Below are 18,934 nucleotides of genomic sequence, written 5' to 3'. Positions count from 1 at the left end.
CGGAAATCAGAACAGCGTCAGGCCGCCCTTAACGCACAACAAAAACCGGAACGTGAGCATAACGAACGATGCTTGCCGCCTCAGAGCCCAGCAAATGCGTCTGAATATTGGGGTTGCGCGAGCCAATAATCACCACGTCAGCCTGCAGTTCATCGGCCAGCTTTATCACTTCATCACGGATATTGCCGCTGCGTACATGAATGCGGATATCACTCTCGTCGAGGGTCGACTTTTTGGCCAACTCGCTAAGTTTTTCCTCAGAGTTTTTAATCAGATAGTCATCCATTTTTCGCGCATCAGAAATAAATCCGCGCGTTAGTTCAGGAGAGAAAAGTGGGTTTACGTGTAGTAAGTGAATTTTCCCGGAAGCGCTTTTAGCCAGAAATTGTGCATGGGATAACGCTTTGTCGGCCAGGCCGATTTCAAAGACATCAACCGGGACCAGTATATTTTTATACATAGAAACAATCCTTTTGTTACCAATAGAATAGAGGGCGAATAACGCCCAACGTGTCGTATTGAGGAAAGAATCTCAAGAACCAAAGCTGGCGCAGAAGTCGGTATAATTAAACGTAGCACAGGACTGTTAACATTATGAAACTACCAATTATTATATTAATAAACATCACAGAGGCCACCACCCTCAGACAAATCGGCTGCAAACGGCAGCAAATCGTCGACATAAGGGCAATTTTTACTCTTTTTAACATTTCCGCTTTTCTACGACTATGCTCATAATCAGGAGCAACAGCGCCTGCAAAAACCATTCAATAATTAAGTAGATGAGATATTTCTTGCCATATGATTAACACTGAAGGAGTAACGATGTTTGGTTATAATCTGTTTCGCCTGAGCCTCTTTATCGCCCTGGCAATAATCGCCTGCACGGCCACAGGGTTATTAACTTATGTCGTTGTTTCTGCTTTGGCTGAATAACCCCAATGATTGTAAACAATATGTAAAATAAACCATTTAGCTCTGAGGGGAATACAGTGAACCGTTATTTTTCTCTCATTCCTGTTGTTATTTTAATAACAACAGCTTGCGATCAGAAAGCGCCGCAGGTCACACCACTTCCGCGAATGGTTAAAGTGGTGGAGGTGACCGCCGTCGGCGATTCACAGCAGCGTATTTTCCCTGCGCGTATCGAGTCCGGGGACTCTACGGACCTGTCGTTTAAACGTGGCGGCCAGATTGAATCACTCGACGTGCGCCAGGGGGCAAGTATCACGCAAGGACAGGCGCTCGCCCGTCTCAACGCGCGGGAAGCCCAGCAGCGTTTAAATGAACGACAAACCGCCGCCACCCTCGCTCAGCGGCAGTTCGACCGTTTTCAGACCCTCGCAGGCCGCCAGGCGATTTCAAAAGCCGAAATGGACGTCCAGCGTGCCAGCCGTGATTCGGCCAATGCCGCGTTGAAAATTGCTCGCGAAGAGCTCGACCAGATGACGCTTAACGCGCCATTTAGCGGGATTGCGGCCAGCGTGCCGGTCCGCAATCACCAGGTGGTTGCCGCTGGCCAGACCGTTGTGACCCTGACGCGCACCGATCTCCTCGACGTGGTGTTCAGCATCCCGGAAAACCTGTTTACCGCCTTTGATATCCGCAACGCGCAGTATCGCCCGATCGTGAAAATCAACTCCCTGCCGGATCGCCAGTTCACCGCCGAGTACAAAGAGCATTCCGGCAGCAGCGACAACAATACCCTCACCTGGCAGGTGATTTTGACCATGCCACGCCCGGCGGACTTCCCGACGGTGGGCGGCGTCAGCGGCACCGTGACGATAAATCTGGCAAACCTGCCCGCCAACGCGGGCCGCGAAGCGCTGGTGGTTCCGGTTGAAGCGGTGTTCAATCCCGATAATCATCAACGCAATGAGCCACACGTGTGGGTGATCAAAGGTGATGGAGAACAGCTGCAGCTGGAAGACCGCAAAGTGCGGGTCGGGCAGGTCACAACCCAGGGGGTGGTGATCACCGAGGGACTCAGTGTCGGCGAGCGCGTGGTGGCGGCTGGGGTAAACGAATTGCATGCGCAACAGCCGGTGCGTATCTGGACGCGTGAACGAGGCCTGTAATGGATATCTCTCGCCAGTTTATTAATAATCCCGTTCGCGTGTGGTTATCCATTCTGCTGCTGGGCGTTGGCGGTATTTTCGCCTTGCTCAATATCGGGCGCCTGGAAGACCCGGCCTTTACCATCAAAACGGCGGTAGTCATTACCCACTATCCGGGCGCCTCGGCGCAGCAGGTCGAAGAAGAGGTCACCCTTCCGCTGGAAAACGCCCTGCAACAGCTGCCCTATCTCGATAACGTCAGCTCGATTTCATCCAACGGACTGTCGCAGATTACCGTTAATATCGCCTCGAATTACCACTCCAACGAGCTACCACAAATTTGGGATGAGCTGCGCCGCCGGGTCGGCGATGCGGCCCGCCTCTTCCCGCCTGGGGTGGTTACGCCTTTCGTAAACGATGATTTCGGCGATGTGTTCGGCTTCTTCTTTGCGATTTCCGGCGATAATTTTACCAACCCAGAGCTTGCCCGCTACGCCGAACAGCTGCGTCGGGAGCTGGTACTGGTGCCCGGCGTCGGCAAAGTCGCCATCGGCGGCGAGATCCCCCAGCAAGTGAATATTGATATCTCTTTGCCTAAAATGGCCGCCCGCGGCATTACGCTCAACCAGCTTTCCGCCATTCTCGGCCGCCTGAACGTCGTTTCCAGCGCCGGGGAGATCAGATCCGGTAGCGAGTCCATTCGCCTGCATCCGACCGGGGAATTTGAGAATATCGACGAGCTGGGCGACCTGCCGATCAACCCGCACGGCACGGGGGCCGCCACCCGCTTGCGGGATATCGCGACAATATCCCGCGGCCTGAGCGAAACGCCCTCCAGCATCTACCACGCCAACGGTCGCCAGGCGGTGACGATGGGCGTGTCGTTTATTCCAGGCGTCAACGTCATTGATGTTGGCCGCGCGCTGGAGGCAAAGCTTGCCCAAATGTCGGCGGAAAAACCCGCCGGGATCCATATCGATCTGTTCTACGATCAGGCGGCGGAAGTCGGCCACTCGGTTAACGGCTTTATCACTAATTTCCTGATGGCGCTGGCCATTGTTGTCGGCGTGCTGCTGATTTTTATGGGCGTTCGCAGCGGGATTATCATTGCCTTCTCGCTGGCCCTCAACGTGCTGGGCACGCTGCTGATTATGTATCTGTGGGGTATCGAGCTGCAGCGGATTTCGCTGGGGGCGCTGATCATCGCCCTCAGTATGCTGGTCGATAATGCCATTGTGATTGTCGAAGGGGTGCTGATTGCCCGCCAGCAGGGATCGACGCTGCTCACCGCCATCAACTATGTGATCCGCCGCTCCGCCCTGCCCCTGCTGGGGGCAACCGTGATTGCGATCCTCGCCTTTGCGCCAATCGGCCTGTCGCAGGACTCGACCGGGGAGTATTGCAAATCGCTGTTCCAGGTGCTGTTAATCTCCCTGATGCTCAGCTGGTTCTCGGCGCTCACCATTACCCCGGTGCTGATCAAATGGTGGTTGTTCAAAGGCAACGCCTCCCCGGCGCCCGCCGCCGAGGCCGATCCCTACCGTGGCGGCTTTTACCGCAGCTATCAGAAGATCCTCAACGCCCTGTTGCTGCAGAAAACCGCCACCCTGGTGGTGATGGCCGCGCTGCTGGCCGCCGCTATCTGGGGATTCGGTTCGGTGCGACAGAACTTTTTCCCGTCATCCAACACGCCGATCTTTTTTGTTGATCTGTGGCTACCCTACGGCACCGATATTGCTTCGACAGAAAAAATGGCCAGCGATATCGAAACCGCGATTAACGGCCAGCCCGGCGTGGTGACGACCGTGGCGACCGTCGGCCAGGGCAGCATGCGCTTTATCCTCACCTACAGCGGCCAGCGGCAGTACAGCAACTATGCGCAGATCATGGTACGCATGGACGACCAGCGCAATATAGCCGCCCTCACTCGCCACGTGGATGCCTACATTGCCCGCCACTATCCGCAGGTGAATGCCAGCAGCCAACGGGTGATGTTCGGCCCGTCCGGCGACAGTGCCATCGAGGTGCGGGTTAAAGGCCCGGACCCCGACAGATTGCGGCTAATAGCCAGCCAGGTCAGCGCAATCCTCACCGCAGATCCGGCCATCAGCAGCGTGCGTAACGACTGGCAAAACCGCAGCAAAACGATCCGCCCGCAGTATTCACCTACCCTCGGCCGCGAACTGGGGGTCGATAAGCAGGATATCGATGAGGCGCTGCAGATGAACTTTTCCGGCAGCCGCGCGGGGCTATACCGCGAAGGGGCCGACCTGCTGCCGGTGGTGGTGCGCCCGCCTGCCGATGAACGTCAGGATGCGAACCATCTGAACAACGTGCTGGTGTGGAGCCAGAGCCGTCAGCAATATATTCCGCTGAGCAACGTGGTCAGCGGCTTTAATCTCGAATGGGAAGATCCGTTGATTCTCCGCCGCGACCGCAGCCGCGTACTCACGGTGATGACCGATCCGGACCCGCTGAGCAATCAAACTCCGGGCGACGTTCTGGCGCGCGTGCAGCCGCAGATTAACGCACTCAGCCTGCCGCACGGATACAGCATTGAGTGGGGAGGCGATGCCGAGAACTCCAGCGAAGCGCAGCAGGGACTGTTCACCACCCTGCCATTAGGGTATCTGGTGATGTTTGTCATCACCGTGCTGATGTTCAGCTCGTTGAAAAATGCCGTTGCCATCTGGCTGACCGTGCCGCTGGCGCTGATCGGCGTGACGCCGGGCTTTTTAATGACCGGTATCCCGTTCGGCTTTATGGCGCTTATCGGTTTACTGAGCCTGAGTGGCATGCTGATCCGCAACGGCATCGTGCTGGTGGAAGAGATTGAGCAGCAAAAAGAGGAAAAACCACAGCACGAGGCGATTATCTATGCGGCAACCTCGCGCTTGCGCCCTATTCTGCTCACCGCCTTCACCACCGTGCTCGGGCTGGCGCCGCTGCTGCTGGACGTATTCTTCCAGAGTATGGCGGTGGTTATCATGTTCGGGCTCGGTTTCGCGACCATCCTGACGCTGCTGGTTCTGCCGGTGATTTACGCCTGTTTCCACCACGAGGATAAGCCGCAACCACAATGAACACCACCGGGCTGAATATTATTAAAACGCTGGGATGCATGACGGCGGTAACGTTCTTTACCATCTATAACACCTGGGATCGCTATGATTACGACTATCACTGGATCCTCGGTTTTCTGACGTTTATCTCGACCATCGCCACCCCGCTGTTTTTTGTGGTGGCGGGCTATCTCGATGCGCAGTCCCGGCACAACGCCCGCTGGCAGATGGGCAAAATTAAAAGCGTGGTGATCGTCTTTCTGTTCTGGGTGACGATTTACTATCTCTGGGAGCCTTACCAGCGCGGCTATCTTATCCAGCCGTGGTTTGTCTTCGCCTTTATTGTGATTTATACCTTTCACCCGGTGGTCGAATGGCTAAGCCTGCGCAGAAGGCTGTTTTTTAGCGTGGTGTTCGGCTTGCTGCTTTTCTCGTACGGCTACGATCTGCTGGCGGTTCTCTACCCCGACATTCATGCGCTAACCCTGGCGCCGCAGTACCGCCTGTGGACCTGGCTGCTGTTCTATTTAACCGGCCAGCTGTTTAACGATCCGCTGGTTGTTCGCTGGCTCAGTCGCGATAAGGTGGTTAAAGCCGCGATGATCGCCATCCCGTTTATTTATATTTTCACCTGGTTTTATGAACGTCATTTCTTTTTTGCGCTGTTTAAGGCCGATAGAAATGCGTTCATTCTGACGGGTTCGCAAATTTATATTCTGGTTGTCGCGCTGGTTATTGCGGCAAACGGCGTCCGTTTTCGCAAAAACAGTGAGTTTAAAGAGAGTATTCTGGCGGCAATCAGCAAAACGATGACCGGGGTCTATATTCTTCATTACTCCATTTTCCATCTGCTTAGCGCGCTTATTCCGATCGGGTCGCTGACGACAAAATTAATTCTGATTGCCCTGACGTTTATCGCCTCGGTCTTGATTTCAATGCTGGCGCTATCAAATTCTGTCGCTAAAAAAGTGATCACTCTTTAATAGTGCGGGATTAAAAGCCATAGCGGAGCCAGGCAAACAGGACGTTACCGTTGTTGTAGGTACCAGGAATATAGGTGAACTGTACGCTCAGCCGCCGGTAGCTGGCGGAGAATAGCGGCAGAATAATCGGCAAAGGGACGTAATTCGCGAAATCATCACGGGCGGTGATCCCGGCGGTCACCCCGAGTCCAAGGCGGAAATCCTTCTGGCTATCCAGATACCAGCCCTTCTCCCAGCCGTAGCCGACGATCGGCTGCCACTTGTTATGCGAATCCTTAAACATCATGGCATACAGCGAACTCCAGTCGCCGTCATCATGATAACGAGAGAAGCCGAAGCCGCCGCCCCAGGGCATCTCATTGTAGTTATCCGTTTTCTCTTTATCGTAGGTTAAGCGGTTGTGCCAGCTCAGAAACGGCAGATACAGGTCATAGTTTTGCGGCTGATTCCAGGTTTGCGAAACGTCATTTTTCAGCCAGTTCCACCAGCCGCTGATACGCTTTTCACCGTAAACCGGCTCCTCAGCCTGCACCGCAGAAGCGAAAAGCATCAGGGTTCCCCACACGATCGGCCGACACTGTTGCATAGGTTTTTCCTTAAAGAAAAAAATCAGCGGTAAGTTATTTATTCTGGAAATAATAACCACGCTTTGCAAATTTCGCCGATCCCAATTACTGGTAATACGCCGTGCTTATGGCCGTTCGCTAAGATCTATTTTGCTGACGGCTGGGCATTATGTTGCTGAATACGCGCCATCATATATGGGAAGAACGGGTTGGAGGTGACGCGCATCAGCGTATCCAGCCCGACGCTCAGGGTGGTGGTTTCGCCACGCAGCGAAATAGTACCGATGCTGATGCCATAACGATTCTTTTGCGTCGGCTCGCGGCCATACAGCGAATCGCTCATCGGGAACGGCACCGCCACGTGCGAAAGGGAATACATATCCTGCGGCCACGCCAGGTTCAACGGCACCACCTGTTCCGTGTTCTCGCCTGCCGGCGTAGTACGGGCGACGGCTTCGTAGGTCGTGGGCGAGGCATTGGTGATCACCGTGGTGCTGTATCGCCGCGGCACCGGCGGCAGGAGGGTGCTGAGCGCGGTATAGACCGCGGGTCGAAACAGCGCGCGTAAATTCGCGGCCTGGTTGATATCAAATACCACCAGCTCGCTGCCGTTATCCGGCAAATAGCGATACAGCGACTCCACCACCGCCCGGGTGCTGACCGTAGAGTCCATCACCGACTGAAACGTCAGCACCGGCGCCAGCGCCGCCAGACGCTGCGTGCGGGAGTCCTGCACGATTTGCTCCTGCAGCGCCTGGGTTAATAGCCACGACTGCCGGGCCGCCTTCACCGGGAAGGAGTTGTATTTATAAGGGTTAAACTCGGGCACCACGTTAAGCCATGCCGCCCGCGCAAAAGCCGGAAACACCGCCGGTAACCCCGTCAGCCCGGCAAAGCGGGCAAAGGCGGTCACCCCGATCATCGGCGACAGCAGGACTATCTGCTGCGGCTCAGGCAAGGTTTTATCATCCAGCGCGTCGAGCGCATATTTCAGCGCCAGCGCACCGCCGTTGGAATAGCCGATCACATGCAGCGGTGCTTTTCCTCCGGCCAGCCGGGTAGCTTCGCGCACCGCCAGTCGGGTTGTCGCCAGCCACTGCTGCCAGTCTACGGCGGTCAGCGATCCTGGTGCAGTACCGTGCCCCGGCAGCCTCGGCACCACGGCAACAAACCCCTGTTGCTGGTAGGCGACGGCCAGATAGCGCACGCTGTAGGGCGAGTCCGTCAGCCCATGCAGCAGCACTGCAGCACCGCGCGGGGTCCCCTCGGGCAGCAGCACAAAGGAGCGATTCCAGTCAGGCTGAAACTGTTGCGGGTAGACCTGACTGTGGGCGTAAAAGCGGTTAAGCGGCGTTTTATCATCATCATCAAGCCTGTCCATCAGCTCGGTCTTCATATCGCGAAAAATCGCCGCTTCTCGCGCCTGATACCCCGCGAAGGTGGTGCGATCAATCTCAGCGGCGGACATTTCATCAGCGGACCAGGTATGCCACGGATGCAGTGCCGGCCCCCGCTGCGTCTCGTAAATTCGCCCGGCAAAAAAAACGATCACCATGATAAGCAGGCCAATCGCCATCTTTTTGATTAGCGAGGCCACTGTCAGACCCGCTTTATTGAGGTATCGGGCAAAACTCATTATTGCTATCCCATAATCGACGCTGTTTGCACGTGCATTGTAGTCATGTCATGGGCATTCTTGCCAGTTGGCGGGCCTGATGAGTTGTTTTTTTGGCTGGAGTAATGGAAAAGCCAGAATGTCAGCAACCGGTTGAAATTCTGGCTTATACCCTTCATCCTTCAAGTTGCTTGGGTATATACGTTCGACGGAGGCGCCGTCTTAGGGGAAGTTACCCTGTCACTACCGGCACGCGAGGGGCCAGCGCGCACATTAACTCGTAGCCGACGGTGCCGCAGGCGCTGGCGACATCGTCAATTTTAATCTCTTTGCCCCACAACTCCACCGGCGCGCCGATACCGGCCTGCGGGCAGGGCGTAAGATCCACCGCCAGCATATCCATCGAAATCCGCCCCACCGTGGTGGTGCGCACGCCGTCCACCAGCACCGGCGTGTTGTCCGGCGCCAGGCGCGGATAGCCGTCGGCATAACCGCAGGCCACAATCCCGATGCGCTGCTCGCCGGAGGCCCGGTAGATACCGCCGTAACCCACCGCGTCGCCCGCCTTCAGGTTCTGCACGGCAATGATTTCGCTGCTGAGGGTCATCACCGGCTTGAGGCCGCTGTTGGCTACGTCCTGCCACTGCCCGGACGGAGACGCGCCATACAGCACAATCCCCGGTCTGACCCAGTCGAAATGAGCTTCCGGATGCCACAAGGTCGCCGCGGAGTTGGACAGCGAACGCGGGCAGTCCAGCCCCTCCGCTGCCTGTTCGATGCGCCGCATCGGCTCAACAATCCCCTGCGGATTTTCCGCATCGGCAAAATGCGACATCAGCGTCATTTCGCTGACGTTACCCAGCGCCCGCAGCTGCTGCCAGACGATATGGATGCGGTCCGGCATAAAGCCGAGGCGATTCATGCCGCTGTTCACCTTGACGTAGATATCCAGCGGCGCGTGCAGCTTCGCCTGCTGAAGCGCCTTGATTTGCCAGTTGCTGTGAACGCTGGTGGTCAGACGGTACTTATCAAACAGCGCCAGTTCATCGGCGTGGAAGAACCCTTCCAGCATCAGAATCGGCCCTTTCCAGCCATGCTCACGCAGCAGGATCGCCTCTTCGAGGTTGAGCATCGCAAAACCATCGGCACCGCTGAGCGCGCTCCACACGCGCGACAGCCCGTGACCATAGGCGTTGGCTTTCACCACCGCCCACAGGCGCGAGGTAGGAGCCGCTCGCCGGACAATCTGCAAATTCTGTCGCAAGGCCGACACATCAATTCTGGCCAGTACGGGACGGGACATGAAGACTCCTTAGTTATGCACACCGTGCAGGTGCTGCGCGCGTGCCGGGACGAAACCAGGGCTGTAACGCGCAACGGCAAGGTCATCATACGGAATGGCCGGCGTGCGGCCGGAAATCAAATCACTGAGCAGCTGCCCGGAACCGCAGGCCATGGTCCAGCCCAGGGTGCCATGCCCGGTATTCAGCCATAAATTCTTATACGGCGTGCGCCCGACGACCGGTGTACCGTCTGGGGTCATTGGGCGCAGCCCGGTCCAGAAGGTCGCCTGCTCGACGTGACCGCCGCGCGGGAACAGGTCGCGCACGACCATCTCCAGCGTTTCACGCCGCGGTTTCAGCAGCTCTTTATTAAAACCGACGATTTCCGCCATGCCCCCGACGCGGATGCGTTGGTCAAAGCGGGTAATCGCGATTTTGTATGTCTCATCGAGGATAGTCGAAACTGGCGCCCCGTCTTCCTCGGCGATCGGAATCGTCAGGGAATACCCCTTCAGCGGATAGACCGGAATATCCACCAGCCCCTTCAGCATCGCGGTGGAGTAAGAGCCAAAGGCCATCACGTAGGCGTCGCCTTTGATAATTTCATCGCCGCATTTTACCCCGGCGATCTGCTCGCCTTCGTACAGCAGCGCATCAACCGAAGTATTAAAGCGGAACGTAACGCCCGCCTGCTCCGCCATGGCTGCCAGCCGGGTGGTAAACAGCTGACAGTCGCCGGTTTCATCATTCGGCAGACGCAGGCCGCCGGTAAGCTTGTGGCTCACTTCCGCCAGCGCCGGTTCGACTTCCAGCAGGCGTTTCGCCTCCAGCAGCTGATACGGCACCCCGGCCTCTTCCAGCACCGCGATATCGCGGGTGGCGTTTTCATACTGTTTTTCGGTACGGAACAGCTGCAGGGTGCCGCCCTGACGACCTTCATACTGGATACCGGTCGTTTCGCGCAGCGCTTTCAGGCAGTCACGGCTGTACTCTGCCAGACGCACCATTCGCCCTTTGTTCTCCATATAATGGCGGGTATCGCAGTTGCGCAGCATCTGCCACATCCATTTCAGCTGGAACTGCGTACCGTCGAGGCCAATCGCCAGCGGCGCGTGGCGCTGGAACATCCATTTGATGGCCTTCAGCGGCACGCCAGGTGCTGCCCACGGTGCCGCATAGCCTGGAGAAATTTGCCCGGCATTGGCGGCGCTGGTCTCTTCCGCCGCACCTGGCTGGCGTTCAATGACCGTCACCTCGTGTCCCGCCTGGCTTAAATACCAGGCACTCGCTACTCCAACGACCCCACTTCCCAGTATGACGACTCGCATAGCGACTCCGTAATAGTTAAAGAACAATCATCTGATTACAAATTGATAACTCAGTTGAAAATATTATTCAACATACGCTTTATTTATGGTGACTTATCTCACAGCACACCGCACCAGCCCTGCCACTATGGATTTACTATCTCCTGCTGCACTTCATTTTTACTCAGAATAATATTCTGCAAATAAGCCGCAATCAGGCCTTTAAGATTGCTAAATCGCGAAGAAAAGAAATTGTCCGCAGGCGCAGTTTGTCATGCCGTGTTCTATGCTTATTGGGAGGCTCTCCGTACAGAGAGGGCCACCTACAACGAGGGCGCGCTAATGGCTACGATTGATTCCATGAACAGGGACACCACTCGTTTAAGCGATGGACCCGACTGGACTTTTGAACTGCTGGAAACCTACCTTGCCGAGGTTGACCGGGTAGCGAAGCTGTATCGTCTCGACACCTATCCACACCAAATCGAAGTCATTACCTCCGAGCAGATGATGGACGCCTACTCCAGCGTCGGCATGCCCATCAACTACCCGCACTGGTCGTTCGGCAAGAAATTTATCGAAACCGAACAGGCCTATAAGCACGGTCAGCAGGGCCTGGCCTATGAGATTGTCATCAACTCAAACCCCTGCATCGCCTATCTGATGGAGGAGAACACCATTACCATGCAGGCGCTGGTGATGGCCCATGCCTGCTACGGGCATAACTCCTTCTTCAAAAATAACTATCTGTTCCGCAGCTGGACCGACGCCAGCTCCATCATTGACTACCTGATTTTTGCCCGCAAATACATTACCGACTGCGAAGAGCGCTATGGCGTCGATGAGGTCGAGAAGCTGCTCGACTCCTGCCATGCCCTGATGAACTACGGCGTCGATCGCTACAAACGTCCGCAGAAAATCTCGTTGCAGGAGGAGAAAGCGCGGCAGAAAAGCCGGGAAGAGTATCTGCAGAGTCAGGTGAATATGCTGTGGCGAACCCTGCCGAAGCGCGAAGAAGAGAAGACCATCGAATCCGCCCGTCGCTACCCGTCAGAGCCGCAGGAAAACCTGCTGTACTTTATGGAGAAGAACGCGCCGTTGCTGGAGCCGTGGCAGCGTGAAATCCTGCGTATTGTGCGTAAGGTCAGCCAGTATTTTTATCCGCAGAAGCAGACCCAGGTGATGAACGAAGGCTGGGCGACCTTCTGGCACTACACCATCCTCAACCATCTGTATGATGAGGGGAAAGTGACCGAGCGCTTTATGCTGGAGTTCCTACACAGCCACACCAACGTGGTGTTCCAGCCGCCCTATAACAGCCAGTGGTATAACGGGATTAACCCGTATGCGCTTGGCTTCGCCATGTTCCAGGATATTAAACGCATCTGCCAGTCTCCGACCGAAGAGGACCGCTACTGGTTCCCGGACATTGCCGGTTCCGACTGGCTGGAAACGCTGCATTTTGCGATGCGCGATTTTAAAGATGAGAGTTTTATCAGTCAGTTCCTGTCACCGAAAATTATGCGTGATTTCCGCTTCTTTACGGTGCTGGATGACGATCATAACAACTATCTGGAGATTTCCGCGATCCACAACGAGGAGGGATATCGGGAGATTCGGTCGAAGCTGTCCGCCCAGTACAACCTCAGTAACCTGGAGCCAAATATTCAGGTCTGGAGCGTCGATCTGCGTGGCGATCGTTCCCTGACGCTGCGCTACGTGCCGCATAACCGCACGCCGCTGGATAAGGGGCGTCGGGAAGTGCTCAAGCACGTTCATCGCCTGTGGGGGTTCGATATCCTGCTGGAGCAACAAAATGCCGATGGCAGCATCGAACTGCTGGAACGTAGCCCGCCGCGCCCGAATTCGCTGTAACAGGCGCTAACGCAACAAACAAAAACGCCCGGTTCATCGCCGGGCGTTATCATTCTGGAATCTGCGACAGTTAGCGCATGCCGATCACGAGATCGCCCGGCATGGTTTTCTGCATCCGATGCCAGATTTCGCCGCTGTCATGCCCGTAGCGACGGACGATTTCGTAAACCTGCTCGTGCTGTCCTTCTTCACACACTTTTGTCAACTGGTGGTAGAAACCGAGCGCCAGGCTGCGGGCTTCCGGGTTGGCAAAATAGTGGCGGCCGATGCGGGTATACAGGCCTTTCATCCCGTTGATGATCAGGCCGTAGATCGGGTTGCCAGAGGCAAACGCCAGGCCGCGGAAAATGTTGTAGTCCAGGTCTGCAAACGCGTCAGCGTGGTCTTCGACCTCACGCGCGCTGGCGAGCACTTTCAGCGCATCTTCAGGATGCTGGCGGAAGGCGGTACGGATGAAAATGGTGGAGATGTTGGTTCGCACCGACAGCAGATTATCAATCAGCTGCGGAACGCTGTCATGATCAAGACGCGCCAGAGTTTCGAGGATATTCAGCCCGGACGTTTCCCAGAAATTGTTCACCTTCGTCGGCTTACCGTGCTGGATGGTTAACCAGCCGTCACGGGCCAGACGCTGCAACACTTCGCGTAAGGTCGTGCGGGTTACACCGATCAGTTCAGAAAGTTCACGTTCAGCAGGGAGGATGGTGCCTGGGGGGAAACGATTATTCCAGATACTCTCAATAATGTACTCTTCCGCGAAACCCGCAGGGCTTTGCGCCTTAATGACCATAGTTAGATTTCCATTACACAGCGTTGCAAATTCTACTCATCATACCAGAGCCGTTATAGAGCAGATAGCGCCGCGAGGTAATTAAAAAGGGTTCGCTGTTTCATTTTCCGCTTTCCGTCACAGAATGCATTCCCACAACGCGAGGCGAAGAAAGTTGCTTCTCATTTTGCTCAACTGGTAATCTTGCACATAGTTACGTGCAAAATCATGTCATTAAATTGACGGGAAGGATATCTGTCGTGGAAATATCGTACGGCCGCGCACTATGGCGCAATTTTCTTGGCCAGTCACCGGACTGGTATAAACTAACGTTACTGATCGTTTTACTCATCAACCCGCTGGCCTTTTATTTCGACCCTTTCATTGCCGGGTGGATGTTGGTGGTTGAGTTTATCTTCACTCTCGCGATGGCGCTGAAGTGCTACCCGCTGCTGCCGGGCGGCCTGCTGGCGATTGAAGCCGTGTTTATCGGCATGACCAGCCCCGAACATATCCGGGACGAGATCGCCAGTAACCTTGAGGTGCTGCTGCTGCTGATGTTTATGGTGGCGGGTATCTACTTCATGAAACAGCTGCTGCTGTTTATCTTTACCCGTTTGCTGCTAGGCATTCGGAGCAAGATGCTGCTGTCGCTGGCGTTTTGTCTGGCGGCGGCTTTCCTCTCCGCTTTCCTTGATGCGTTAACCGTCGTGGCGGTGGTGATAAGCGTCGCGGTCGGCTTCTATGGCATCTACCATCGCGTGGCTTCCGCGCGTCCGGATGATAACGATATGCTGGACGACAGCCATATCGACCAGCACTATCGCGACGTGCTGGAGCAGTTCCGTGGTTTTCTGCGCAGCCTGATGATGCATGCCGGCGTTGGTACCGCCCTGGGCGGCGTGATGACCATGGTCGGAGAGCCGCAAAACCTGATTATTGCCAAAGCGGCAGGCTGGCACTTCGGCGAGTTCTTTTTACGCATGTCCCCGGTGACGCTGCCGGTGATGATCTGCGGCCTGCTGACCTGTCTGCTGCTGGAAAAATGGAAGCTGTTCGGCTACGGCGAGCCGCTGCCGCCGGCGGCGCGTAAGGTGCTGCAAGATTTTGACGATCGCAGCACCCAGCAACGCACTCGCCAGGACCGCCTGCGCCTGATTGCCCAGGGGATTATCGGTATCTGGCTGGTGTTTGCTCTGGCGATGCACCTGGCGGAAGTGGGCCTGGTAGGGCTGTCGGTGATCATTCTGGCAACCAGCCTGACCGGCATCACCGATGAGCACGCCATTGGCAAAGCCTTTACCGAGGCGCTGCCGTTCACCGCCCTGCTGACCGTATTTTTCGCGGTGGTGGCGGTGATTATCGACCAGCATCTCTTTACGCCGGTGATTCAGTTTGTCCTTCAGGCGTCGCCTCACGCCCAGCTGTCGCTGTTCTACCTGTTCAACGGCCTGCTGTCGTCCATTTCCGATAACGTCTTCGTCGGGACAGTGTACATCAACGAAGCCAAAACCGCGCTGCAGCACGGCGTGATCAGCCTGCCGCAGTTTGAACTGCTGGCGGTGGCGATTAATACCGGCACCAACCTGCCTTCGGTGGCGACGCCGAATGGTCAGGCAGCATTTCTGTTCCTGCTGACCTCCGCCCTGGCGCCGCTGATTCGCCTCTCCTACGGCCGGATGGTGTGGATGGCGCTGCCTTACACCGTTGTGATGACGCTGGTGGGGCTGCTGTGTGTTGAATTCACCCTGATGCCGGTGACCCAGTGGATGCTCGATCACCAGTGGATCGTCACGCCGGTACTTCCTTAAGACCCGACAGGCCATTTGCCGCATTGAGACAAATGGCTACGATTCTTTTCGTATTAATTTCGGGCTAGCTGCTGGCGTCGGTTCGGTTTTCGTTTACACTGCCATGATTTAGCATGTTCCAGGGAAATGACATATGTTGCGATATTTAAACCAGTGCTCAAGAGGACGCGGAGCCTGGCTCCTGATGGCGTTAACCGCGTTCGTTCTTGAGCTAGTCGCGTTGTGGTTCCAGCACGTGATGTTGCTGCAACCTTGCGTAATGTGTATTTATGAACGCTGCGCGCTGTTGGGCATTATGGGCGCCGGGATTGTCGGTGCTATCGCGCCGAAAACACCGCTGCGTTATGTGGCGTTGGTTATCTGGCTGTACAGCGCGCTGCGGGGCCTGCAACTGGCATGGGAGCACACCATGATCCAACTGCACCCTTCCCCGTTCCAGACCTGTGATTTCGCCGCCCGCTTCCCGACGTGGCTGCCGCTGGATAAGTGGATACCGCAGATGTTCGTCGCCAGCGGTGACTGCTCCGTTCGTCAGTGGGAGTTTCTGACCCTCGAGATGCCGCAGTGGCTGGTGGGGATCTTCGCCGCCTACCTGATCGTAGGCGTACTGGTCCTGATTGCTCAGCCTTTTAAACCGAAAAAACGCGATCTCTTCGGCCGCTAAGCCCAATTGCTGATAAAGCGCTCCTTCGGGAGCGTTTTTTTTTGCTCGTAAGTTGACCCCACAACCTTAAAGATGCATATTAAATACATCTTATATGCGTTAACTAAGGAGCACATGATGTCTCATTTGCGTATTCCCGCTAACTGGAAAGTAAAACGCTCCACCCCATTCTTTACCAAACAAAATGTTCCTGCCGCCCTGCTGACACATCACAACACCGCTGCGGGTGTTTTCGGTCAGCTATGCGTAATGGAGGGGACGGTAACCTATTACGGTTTCGCCAATGAGCAGGCAACTGAGCCAGAGGCGAAAGTGGTCATCAATGCCGGTCAGTTCGCGACCAGCCCGCCGCAATACTGGCACCGTATCGAGCTAAGCGATGATGCACAGTTCAATATTAACTTTTGGGTCGAAGATGATGCCGACGGTGAAAGCGGGCTGTTCCACGCGAAGAAAAACTAACAGTGCACCCTACTGCGCCCAGTCAGGCTTATTCAGGATATGATCCTGCCAGTCGCGCACGGTCTCTTCTTTTACCGCGATATGCCGCACCGAGATACGCTCGCCATGCATCGCTGCCTTCGAGCCGCTCAGCAGCGGGTGCCAGTGCGGCAGCGGTTTCCCTTCAGCCAGCAAACGGTAGGCGCAGGTCGGCGGCAGCCATTCGAATGTCGGCAGATTGTCGCGCGTCAGCTTAATACAGTCGGGTTCATACTCGAAGCGTCGCTCATAGTTGCGACACTGGCAGGTTTTGATATTTAACTGACGGCAGGCAACGTTGGTGAAATATATTTCATCGGTATCCTCATCCATCAGCTTATGCAGGCAGCACTGTCCGCAGCCGTCACACAGAGATTCCCACTCCGCGTCGGTCATTTCATCAAGTGTCTTGTGCTGCCAGAAAGGTTGTTCGCTCATAGGGGGATGTCCGTCATTGCAATTCAGGGTGCACCTTATAACCAGTCTGGCACACTGATGCAAGTTTTGCCGCCCGTGAAGGCGGCAAGAGGACGTTACAGCACGCGGGTAGAGAGCGTAAGCCCGTTGAAACCCACTTCCAGTTCATCACCGTTGCTGAGCGGGCCAACGCCTTCTGGCGTCCCGGTCAGGATGATGTCTCCGGCTTTCAGGGTAAAGAAACGCGACATGTAGGCGATCAGCGGCACGATTTTATGGATCATATCCGCCGTGGTCCCCTGCTGGCGAATCTCGCCGTTCACTTTCAGACTCAATGCCGTATTTTGCGGGTCGGCGTGAAACTCCGCCGCGGGGATAAAACCAGAAACCGGACAAGAGTTATCAAAGCCCTTGGCCTTTTCCCACGGCTGACCCGCTTTTTTCATTTTGCCCTGCAGGTCGCGCAGCGTCAGATCCAGCGCGACGCCGTAGCCGGCGATCGCCTTCAGCACGTGATCGTCCGTTGCCTGGCGAAGCGTACCGCCAATCAGCACCGCCAGTTCCACTTCATGGTGCACCGAACCTAAACCTTCAGGGAGCACCAGCGGCTGACGGATATCGCATAGCGCCGTCTCAGGTTTAATAAACAGCACCGGTTCTTCCGGCATGACACTGCCCATTTCCTTGATGTGGTTGGCATAGTTACTGCCCACACAAACCACTTTGCTTACCGGATAATCCAGTAATGCTCCCTGCCAGTTATGATGTTGGTACATTATTTCCCCTCAGTGGGTTAATCAGATTTATACCCGTCATACTTCAAGTTGCCTGGGTGTTGACTATACCCGTTCACCCCAGTCACTTACCTGAGTAAGCTCCTGAGGATTTACGGCCTTGCCGCCTACAAGCAACTCGAATTATTTAGGGAATATTCCCCTGTTCCGCCAGGTGTTTCTTCAGTAGATTTTCAGTCGGAGGAGGAAGTTGCAGATAATAGCCCTGATCGGTTAGCGCCTGTTTGACTTTTTCCAGGTCAGCGCCGACGAGCTGCTTACGCCCGTCAAGCGGTAACAGCATGGTCAGTTGCGGCGTACCGAAGCTCGAAAGCAGTTCAGCAGGAACGCGAGAGAAATCGTCCTTTTTTTCGACATATAAATAGGTTTGATCGCGTTTGGCACTTCGATAGATCACACAAAACATAGTTTTACTCGGAATTAGACCCGTGGTCACTTGCCTCAATATAACAGTGACTATAACATGCCTTTTAGTCTTCGGAATATCACCGCACTTCGGCGGGTGATAAACAGCAAATTGAGTAAGGCCAGGATGTCAAATACGCCAATCGAACTTAAGGGCAGTAGCTTCACCTTATCTGTCGTTCATTTGCACGATGCAAATCCCGAGATTATTCGTCAGGCGTTAGAAGACAAAATCGCCCAGGCCCCCGCTTTTTTACGTCATGCCCCCGTGGTGGTGAATATCAGCAATGTCGAAAGCGACATTGACTGGCGTGTCATGCATGAAGCTATCGCGAGCACCGGTTTACGGATTATGGGCGTGAGTGGATGCAAAATCCCTCGGCTGAAAACGGAAATCGACCGCACCGGCATTCCCTTACTAACGGAAGGGAAAGAGAAAATGCCCCGTCAGGCGCCGCCTGAGCCGGTTGCGCCAGCGCCAGTTGTTACTCCGATCACAAAAACGCGTTTAATTGACCTGCCGGTACGTTCCGGTCAGCGCATTTATGCACCAAACTGTGATCTGATTGTTACAAACCATGTGAGTGCCGGCGCGGAACTTATTGCCGACGGTAATATCCATGTATATGGCATGATGCGAGGACGTGCGCTTGCGGGCGCGAGTGGCGATAGAGAAGCACAAATATTTTGTTCAAACCTCACGGCGGAACTGGTGTCCATCGCGGGAGAATACTGGCTGAGCGATAACATCCCGGCCGAATTTTATGGCAAAGCGGCGCGCCTGCGTTTAGGCGACAGCGCTTTGACTATTCAACCATTGAGTTAGTCCCTTTTTAACAAGGAATT

At 55.4% G+C, this 18,934-nt stretch carries 17 protein-coding genes; 8 read left to right on the top strand and 9 right to left on the bottom strand.

What is annotated here, in order from left to right:
* Nucleotides 1–28 precede the first annotated feature (28 nt).
* Entirely contained in the window at nucleotides 29–460 is a 432-nt protein-coding gene (locus HF679_RS03240; protein WP_154144828.1) for a universal stress protein, read from the bottom strand.
* Between the two features lie 532 nt (nucleotides 461–992).
* Here HF679_RS03240 and HF679_RS03235 point away from each other — a divergent pair.
* From HF679_RS03235 to HF679_RS03225, 3 genes are read left to right on the top strand one after another with little or no spacing between them, the layout of a single operon-like run.
* The gene (locus tag HF679_RS03235) at nucleotides 993–2,078 is read left to right on the top strand and encodes an efflux RND transporter periplasmic adaptor subunit (protein ID WP_174508066.1); all 1,086 of its coding nucleotides are present in this window, start codon (nucleotides 993–995) and stop codon (nucleotides 2,076–2,078) included.
* Nucleotides 2,078–5,140, top strand: a complete 3,063-nt coding sequence (locus HF679_RS03230; protein WP_187042602.1) for an efflux RND transporter permease subunit — start codon at nucleotides 2,078–2,080, stop codon at nucleotides 5,138–5,140. Before HF679_RS03235 ends, HF679_RS03230 begins: the two co-directional genes overlap by 1 nt.
* Nucleotides 5,141–5,178: 38 nt before the next feature.
* Nucleotides 5,179–6,102 carry an acyltransferase gene (locus HF679_RS03225; protein ID WP_174508149.1) on the top strand — a complete coding sequence of 308 codons (924 nt, stop codon included), beginning with the start codon at nucleotides 5,179–5,181 and terminating at the stop codon, nucleotides 6,100–6,102.
* 10 nt (nucleotides 6,103–6,112) lie between these two features.
* On the opposite strand, the gene pagP is transcribed toward HF679_RS03225, so the two are convergent.
* The 4 genes from pagP to HF679_RS03205 form a co-directional block, all read right to left on the bottom strand.
* Nucleotides 6,113–6,688 (bottom strand): lipid IV(A) palmitoyltransferase PagP, encoded by a 576-nt coding sequence (pagP, locus tag HF679_RS03220; RefSeq protein WP_154144836.1) that lies wholly within the window; start codon nucleotides 6,686–6,688, stop codon nucleotides 6,113–6,115.
* Between the two features lie 125 nt (nucleotides 6,689–6,813).
* Nucleotides 6,814–8,304, bottom strand: a complete 1,491-nt coding sequence (locus tag HF679_RS03215) for an alpha/beta hydrolase (protein WP_154144838.1) — start codon at nucleotides 8,302–8,304, stop codon at nucleotides 6,814–6,816.
* 211 nt (nucleotides 8,305–8,515) lie between these two features.
* Complete coding sequence (gene dadX / locus HF679_RS03210) at nucleotides 8,516–9,586, bottom strand: catabolic alanine racemase DadX (RefSeq protein ID WP_187042601.1); 1,071 nt, start codon at nucleotides 9,584–9,586, stop codon at nucleotides 8,516–8,518.
* Between the two features lie 9 nt (nucleotides 9,587–9,595).
* Entirely contained in the window at nucleotides 9,596–10,894 is a 1,299-nt protein-coding gene (locus HF679_RS03205; protein WP_123754843.1) for a D-amino acid dehydrogenase, read from the bottom strand.
* Nucleotides 10,895–11,215: 321 nt separating this feature from the next.
* Between HF679_RS03205 and HF679_RS03200 the strand changes: the two genes are divergently transcribed.
* Complete coding sequence (locus HF679_RS03200; protein ID WP_187042600.1) at nucleotides 11,216–12,748, top strand: SpoVR family protein; 1,533 nt, start codon at nucleotides 11,216–11,218, stop codon at nucleotides 12,746–12,748.
* Between the two features lie 70 nt (nucleotides 12,749–12,818).
* Here HF679_RS03200 and fadR read toward each other — a convergent pair whose 3' ends face one another.
* Nucleotides 12,819–13,538 carry a fatty acid metabolism transcriptional regulator FadR gene (fadR, locus tag HF679_RS03195; RefSeq protein ID WP_123754845.1) on the bottom strand — a complete coding sequence of 240 codons (720 nt, stop codon included), beginning with the start codon at nucleotides 13,536–13,538 and terminating at the stop codon, nucleotides 12,819–12,821.
* A gap of 239 nt (nucleotides 13,539–13,777) precedes the next feature.
* Between fadR and nhaB the strand changes: the two genes are divergently transcribed.
* The 3 genes from nhaB (at nucleotide 13,778) to HF679_RS03180 (ending at nucleotide 16,454) form a co-directional block, all read left to right on the top strand.
* On the top strand, nucleotides 13,778–15,328 hold the full coding sequence (nhaB, locus tag HF679_RS03190; protein ID WP_187042599.1) for a sodium/proton antiporter NhaB: 1,551 nt from the start codon (nucleotides 13,778–13,780) through the stop codon (nucleotides 15,326–15,328).
* A gap of 133 nt (nucleotides 15,329–15,461) precedes the next feature.
* A complete protein-coding gene (gene dsbB / locus HF679_RS03185; protein WP_123754847.1) occupies nucleotides 15,462–15,992 on the top strand; it encodes a disulfide bond formation protein DsbB in 531 nt (176 codons plus the stop codon).
* A gap of 117 nt (nucleotides 15,993–16,109) precedes the next feature.
* Entirely contained in the window at nucleotides 16,110–16,454 is a 345-nt protein-coding gene (locus tag HF679_RS03180) for a DUF1971 domain-containing protein (RefSeq protein ID WP_154144947.1), read from the top strand.
* Nucleotides 16,455–16,463: 9 nt separating this feature from the next.
* Here the strand turns inward: HF679_RS03180 and HF679_RS03175 are convergent, their stop codons facing one another.
* From HF679_RS03175 to HF679_RS03165, 3 genes are all read right to left on the bottom strand, one after another.
* Complete coding sequence (locus HF679_RS03175) at nucleotides 16,464–16,910, bottom strand: YcgN family cysteine cluster protein (RefSeq protein WP_123754850.1); 447 nt, start codon at nucleotides 16,908–16,910, stop codon at nucleotides 16,464–16,466.
* Nucleotides 16,911–17,005: 95 nt separating this feature from the next.
* Nucleotides 17,006–17,665, bottom strand: a complete 660-nt coding sequence (locus HF679_RS03170; RefSeq protein ID WP_123754851.1) for a fumarylacetoacetate hydrolase family protein — start codon at nucleotides 17,663–17,665, stop codon at nucleotides 17,006–17,008.
* Between the two features lie 145 nt (nucleotides 17,666–17,810).
* Nucleotides 17,811–18,089, bottom strand: a complete 279-nt coding sequence (locus HF679_RS03165) for a YcgL domain-containing protein (RefSeq protein WP_187043024.1) — start codon at nucleotides 18,087–18,089, stop codon at nucleotides 17,811–17,813.
* Between the two features lie 126 nt (nucleotides 18,090–18,215).
* Between HF679_RS03165 and minC the strand changes: the two genes are divergently transcribed.
* On the top strand, nucleotides 18,216–18,914 hold the full coding sequence (gene minC, locus HF679_RS03160) for a septum site-determining protein MinC (protein WP_123754853.1): 699 nt from the start codon (nucleotides 18,216–18,218) through the stop codon (nucleotides 18,912–18,914).
* The last annotated feature ends 20 nt before the right edge of the window (nucleotides 18,915–18,934 follow it).

The organism is Enterobacter sp. JUb54 (assembly GCF_014298075.1).
Taxonomy (GTDB): Bacteria; Pseudomonadota; Gammaproteobacteria; order Enterobacterales; family Enterobacteriaceae; genus Klebsiella; species Klebsiella lignicola.
The sequence above is the reverse complement of the archived record's forward strand: the minus strand, read 5'-3'. Positions and strand labels throughout refer to the sequence as shown.

Excerpts from the sequence above, each read along its gene's own strand:
- HF679_RS03240 (WP_154144828.1), bottom strand. The coding sequence starts at position 460 with ATGTATAAAAATATACTGGTCCCGGTTGATGTCTTTGAAATCGGCCTG.
- HF679_RS03230 (WP_187042602.1), top strand. The coding sequence starts at position 2,078 with ATGGATATCTCTCGCCAGTTTATTAATAATCCCGTTCGCGTGTGGTTA.
- HF679_RS03225 (WP_174508149.1), top strand. The coding sequence starts at position 5,179 with ATGACGGCGGTAACGTTCTTTACCATCTATAACACCTGGGATCGCTAT.
- pagP (WP_154144836.1), bottom strand. The coding sequence starts at position 6,688 with ATGCAACAGTGTCGGCCGATCGTGTGGGGAACCCTGATGCTTTTCGCT.
- HF679_RS03215 (WP_154144838.1), bottom strand. The coding sequence starts at position 8,304 with ATGAGTTTTGCCCGATACCTCAATAAAGCGGGTCTGACAGTGGCCTCG.
- dadX (WP_187042601.1), bottom strand. The coding sequence starts at position 9,586 with ATGTCCCGTCCCGTACTGGCCAGAATTGATGTGTCGGCCTTGCGACAG.
- HF679_RS03205 (WP_123754843.1), bottom strand. The coding sequence starts at position 10,894 with ATGCGAGTCGTCATACTGGGAAGTGGGGTCGTTGGAGTAGCGAGTGCC.
- HF679_RS03200 (WP_187042600.1), top strand. The coding sequence starts at position 11,216 with ATGGCTACGATTGATTCCATGAACAGGGACACCACTCGTTTAAGCGAT.
- fadR (WP_123754845.1), bottom strand. The coding sequence starts at position 13,538 with ATGGTCATTAAGGCGCAAAGCCCTGCGGGTTTCGCGGAAGAGTACATT.
- dsbB (WP_123754847.1), top strand. The coding sequence starts at position 15,462 with ATGTTGCGATATTTAAACCAGTGCTCAAGAGGACGCGGAGCCTGGCTC.
- HF679_RS03180 (WP_154144947.1), top strand. The coding sequence starts at position 16,110 with ATGTCTCATTTGCGTATTCCCGCTAACTGGAAAGTAAAACGCTCCACC.
- HF679_RS03175 (WP_123754850.1), bottom strand. The coding sequence starts at position 16,910 with ATGAGCGAACAACCTTTCTGGCAGCACAAGACACTTGATGAAATGACC.
- HF679_RS03170 (WP_123754851.1), bottom strand. The coding sequence starts at position 17,665 with ATGTACCAACATCATAACTGGCAGGGAGCATTACTGGATTATCCGGTA.
- HF679_RS03165 (WP_187043024.1), bottom strand. The coding sequence starts at position 18,089 with ATGTTTTGTGTGATCTATCGAAGTGCCAAACGCGATCAAACCTATTTA.
- minC (WP_123754853.1), top strand. The coding sequence starts at position 18,216 with ATGTCAAATACGCCAATCGAACTTAAGGGCAGTAGCTTCACCTTATCT.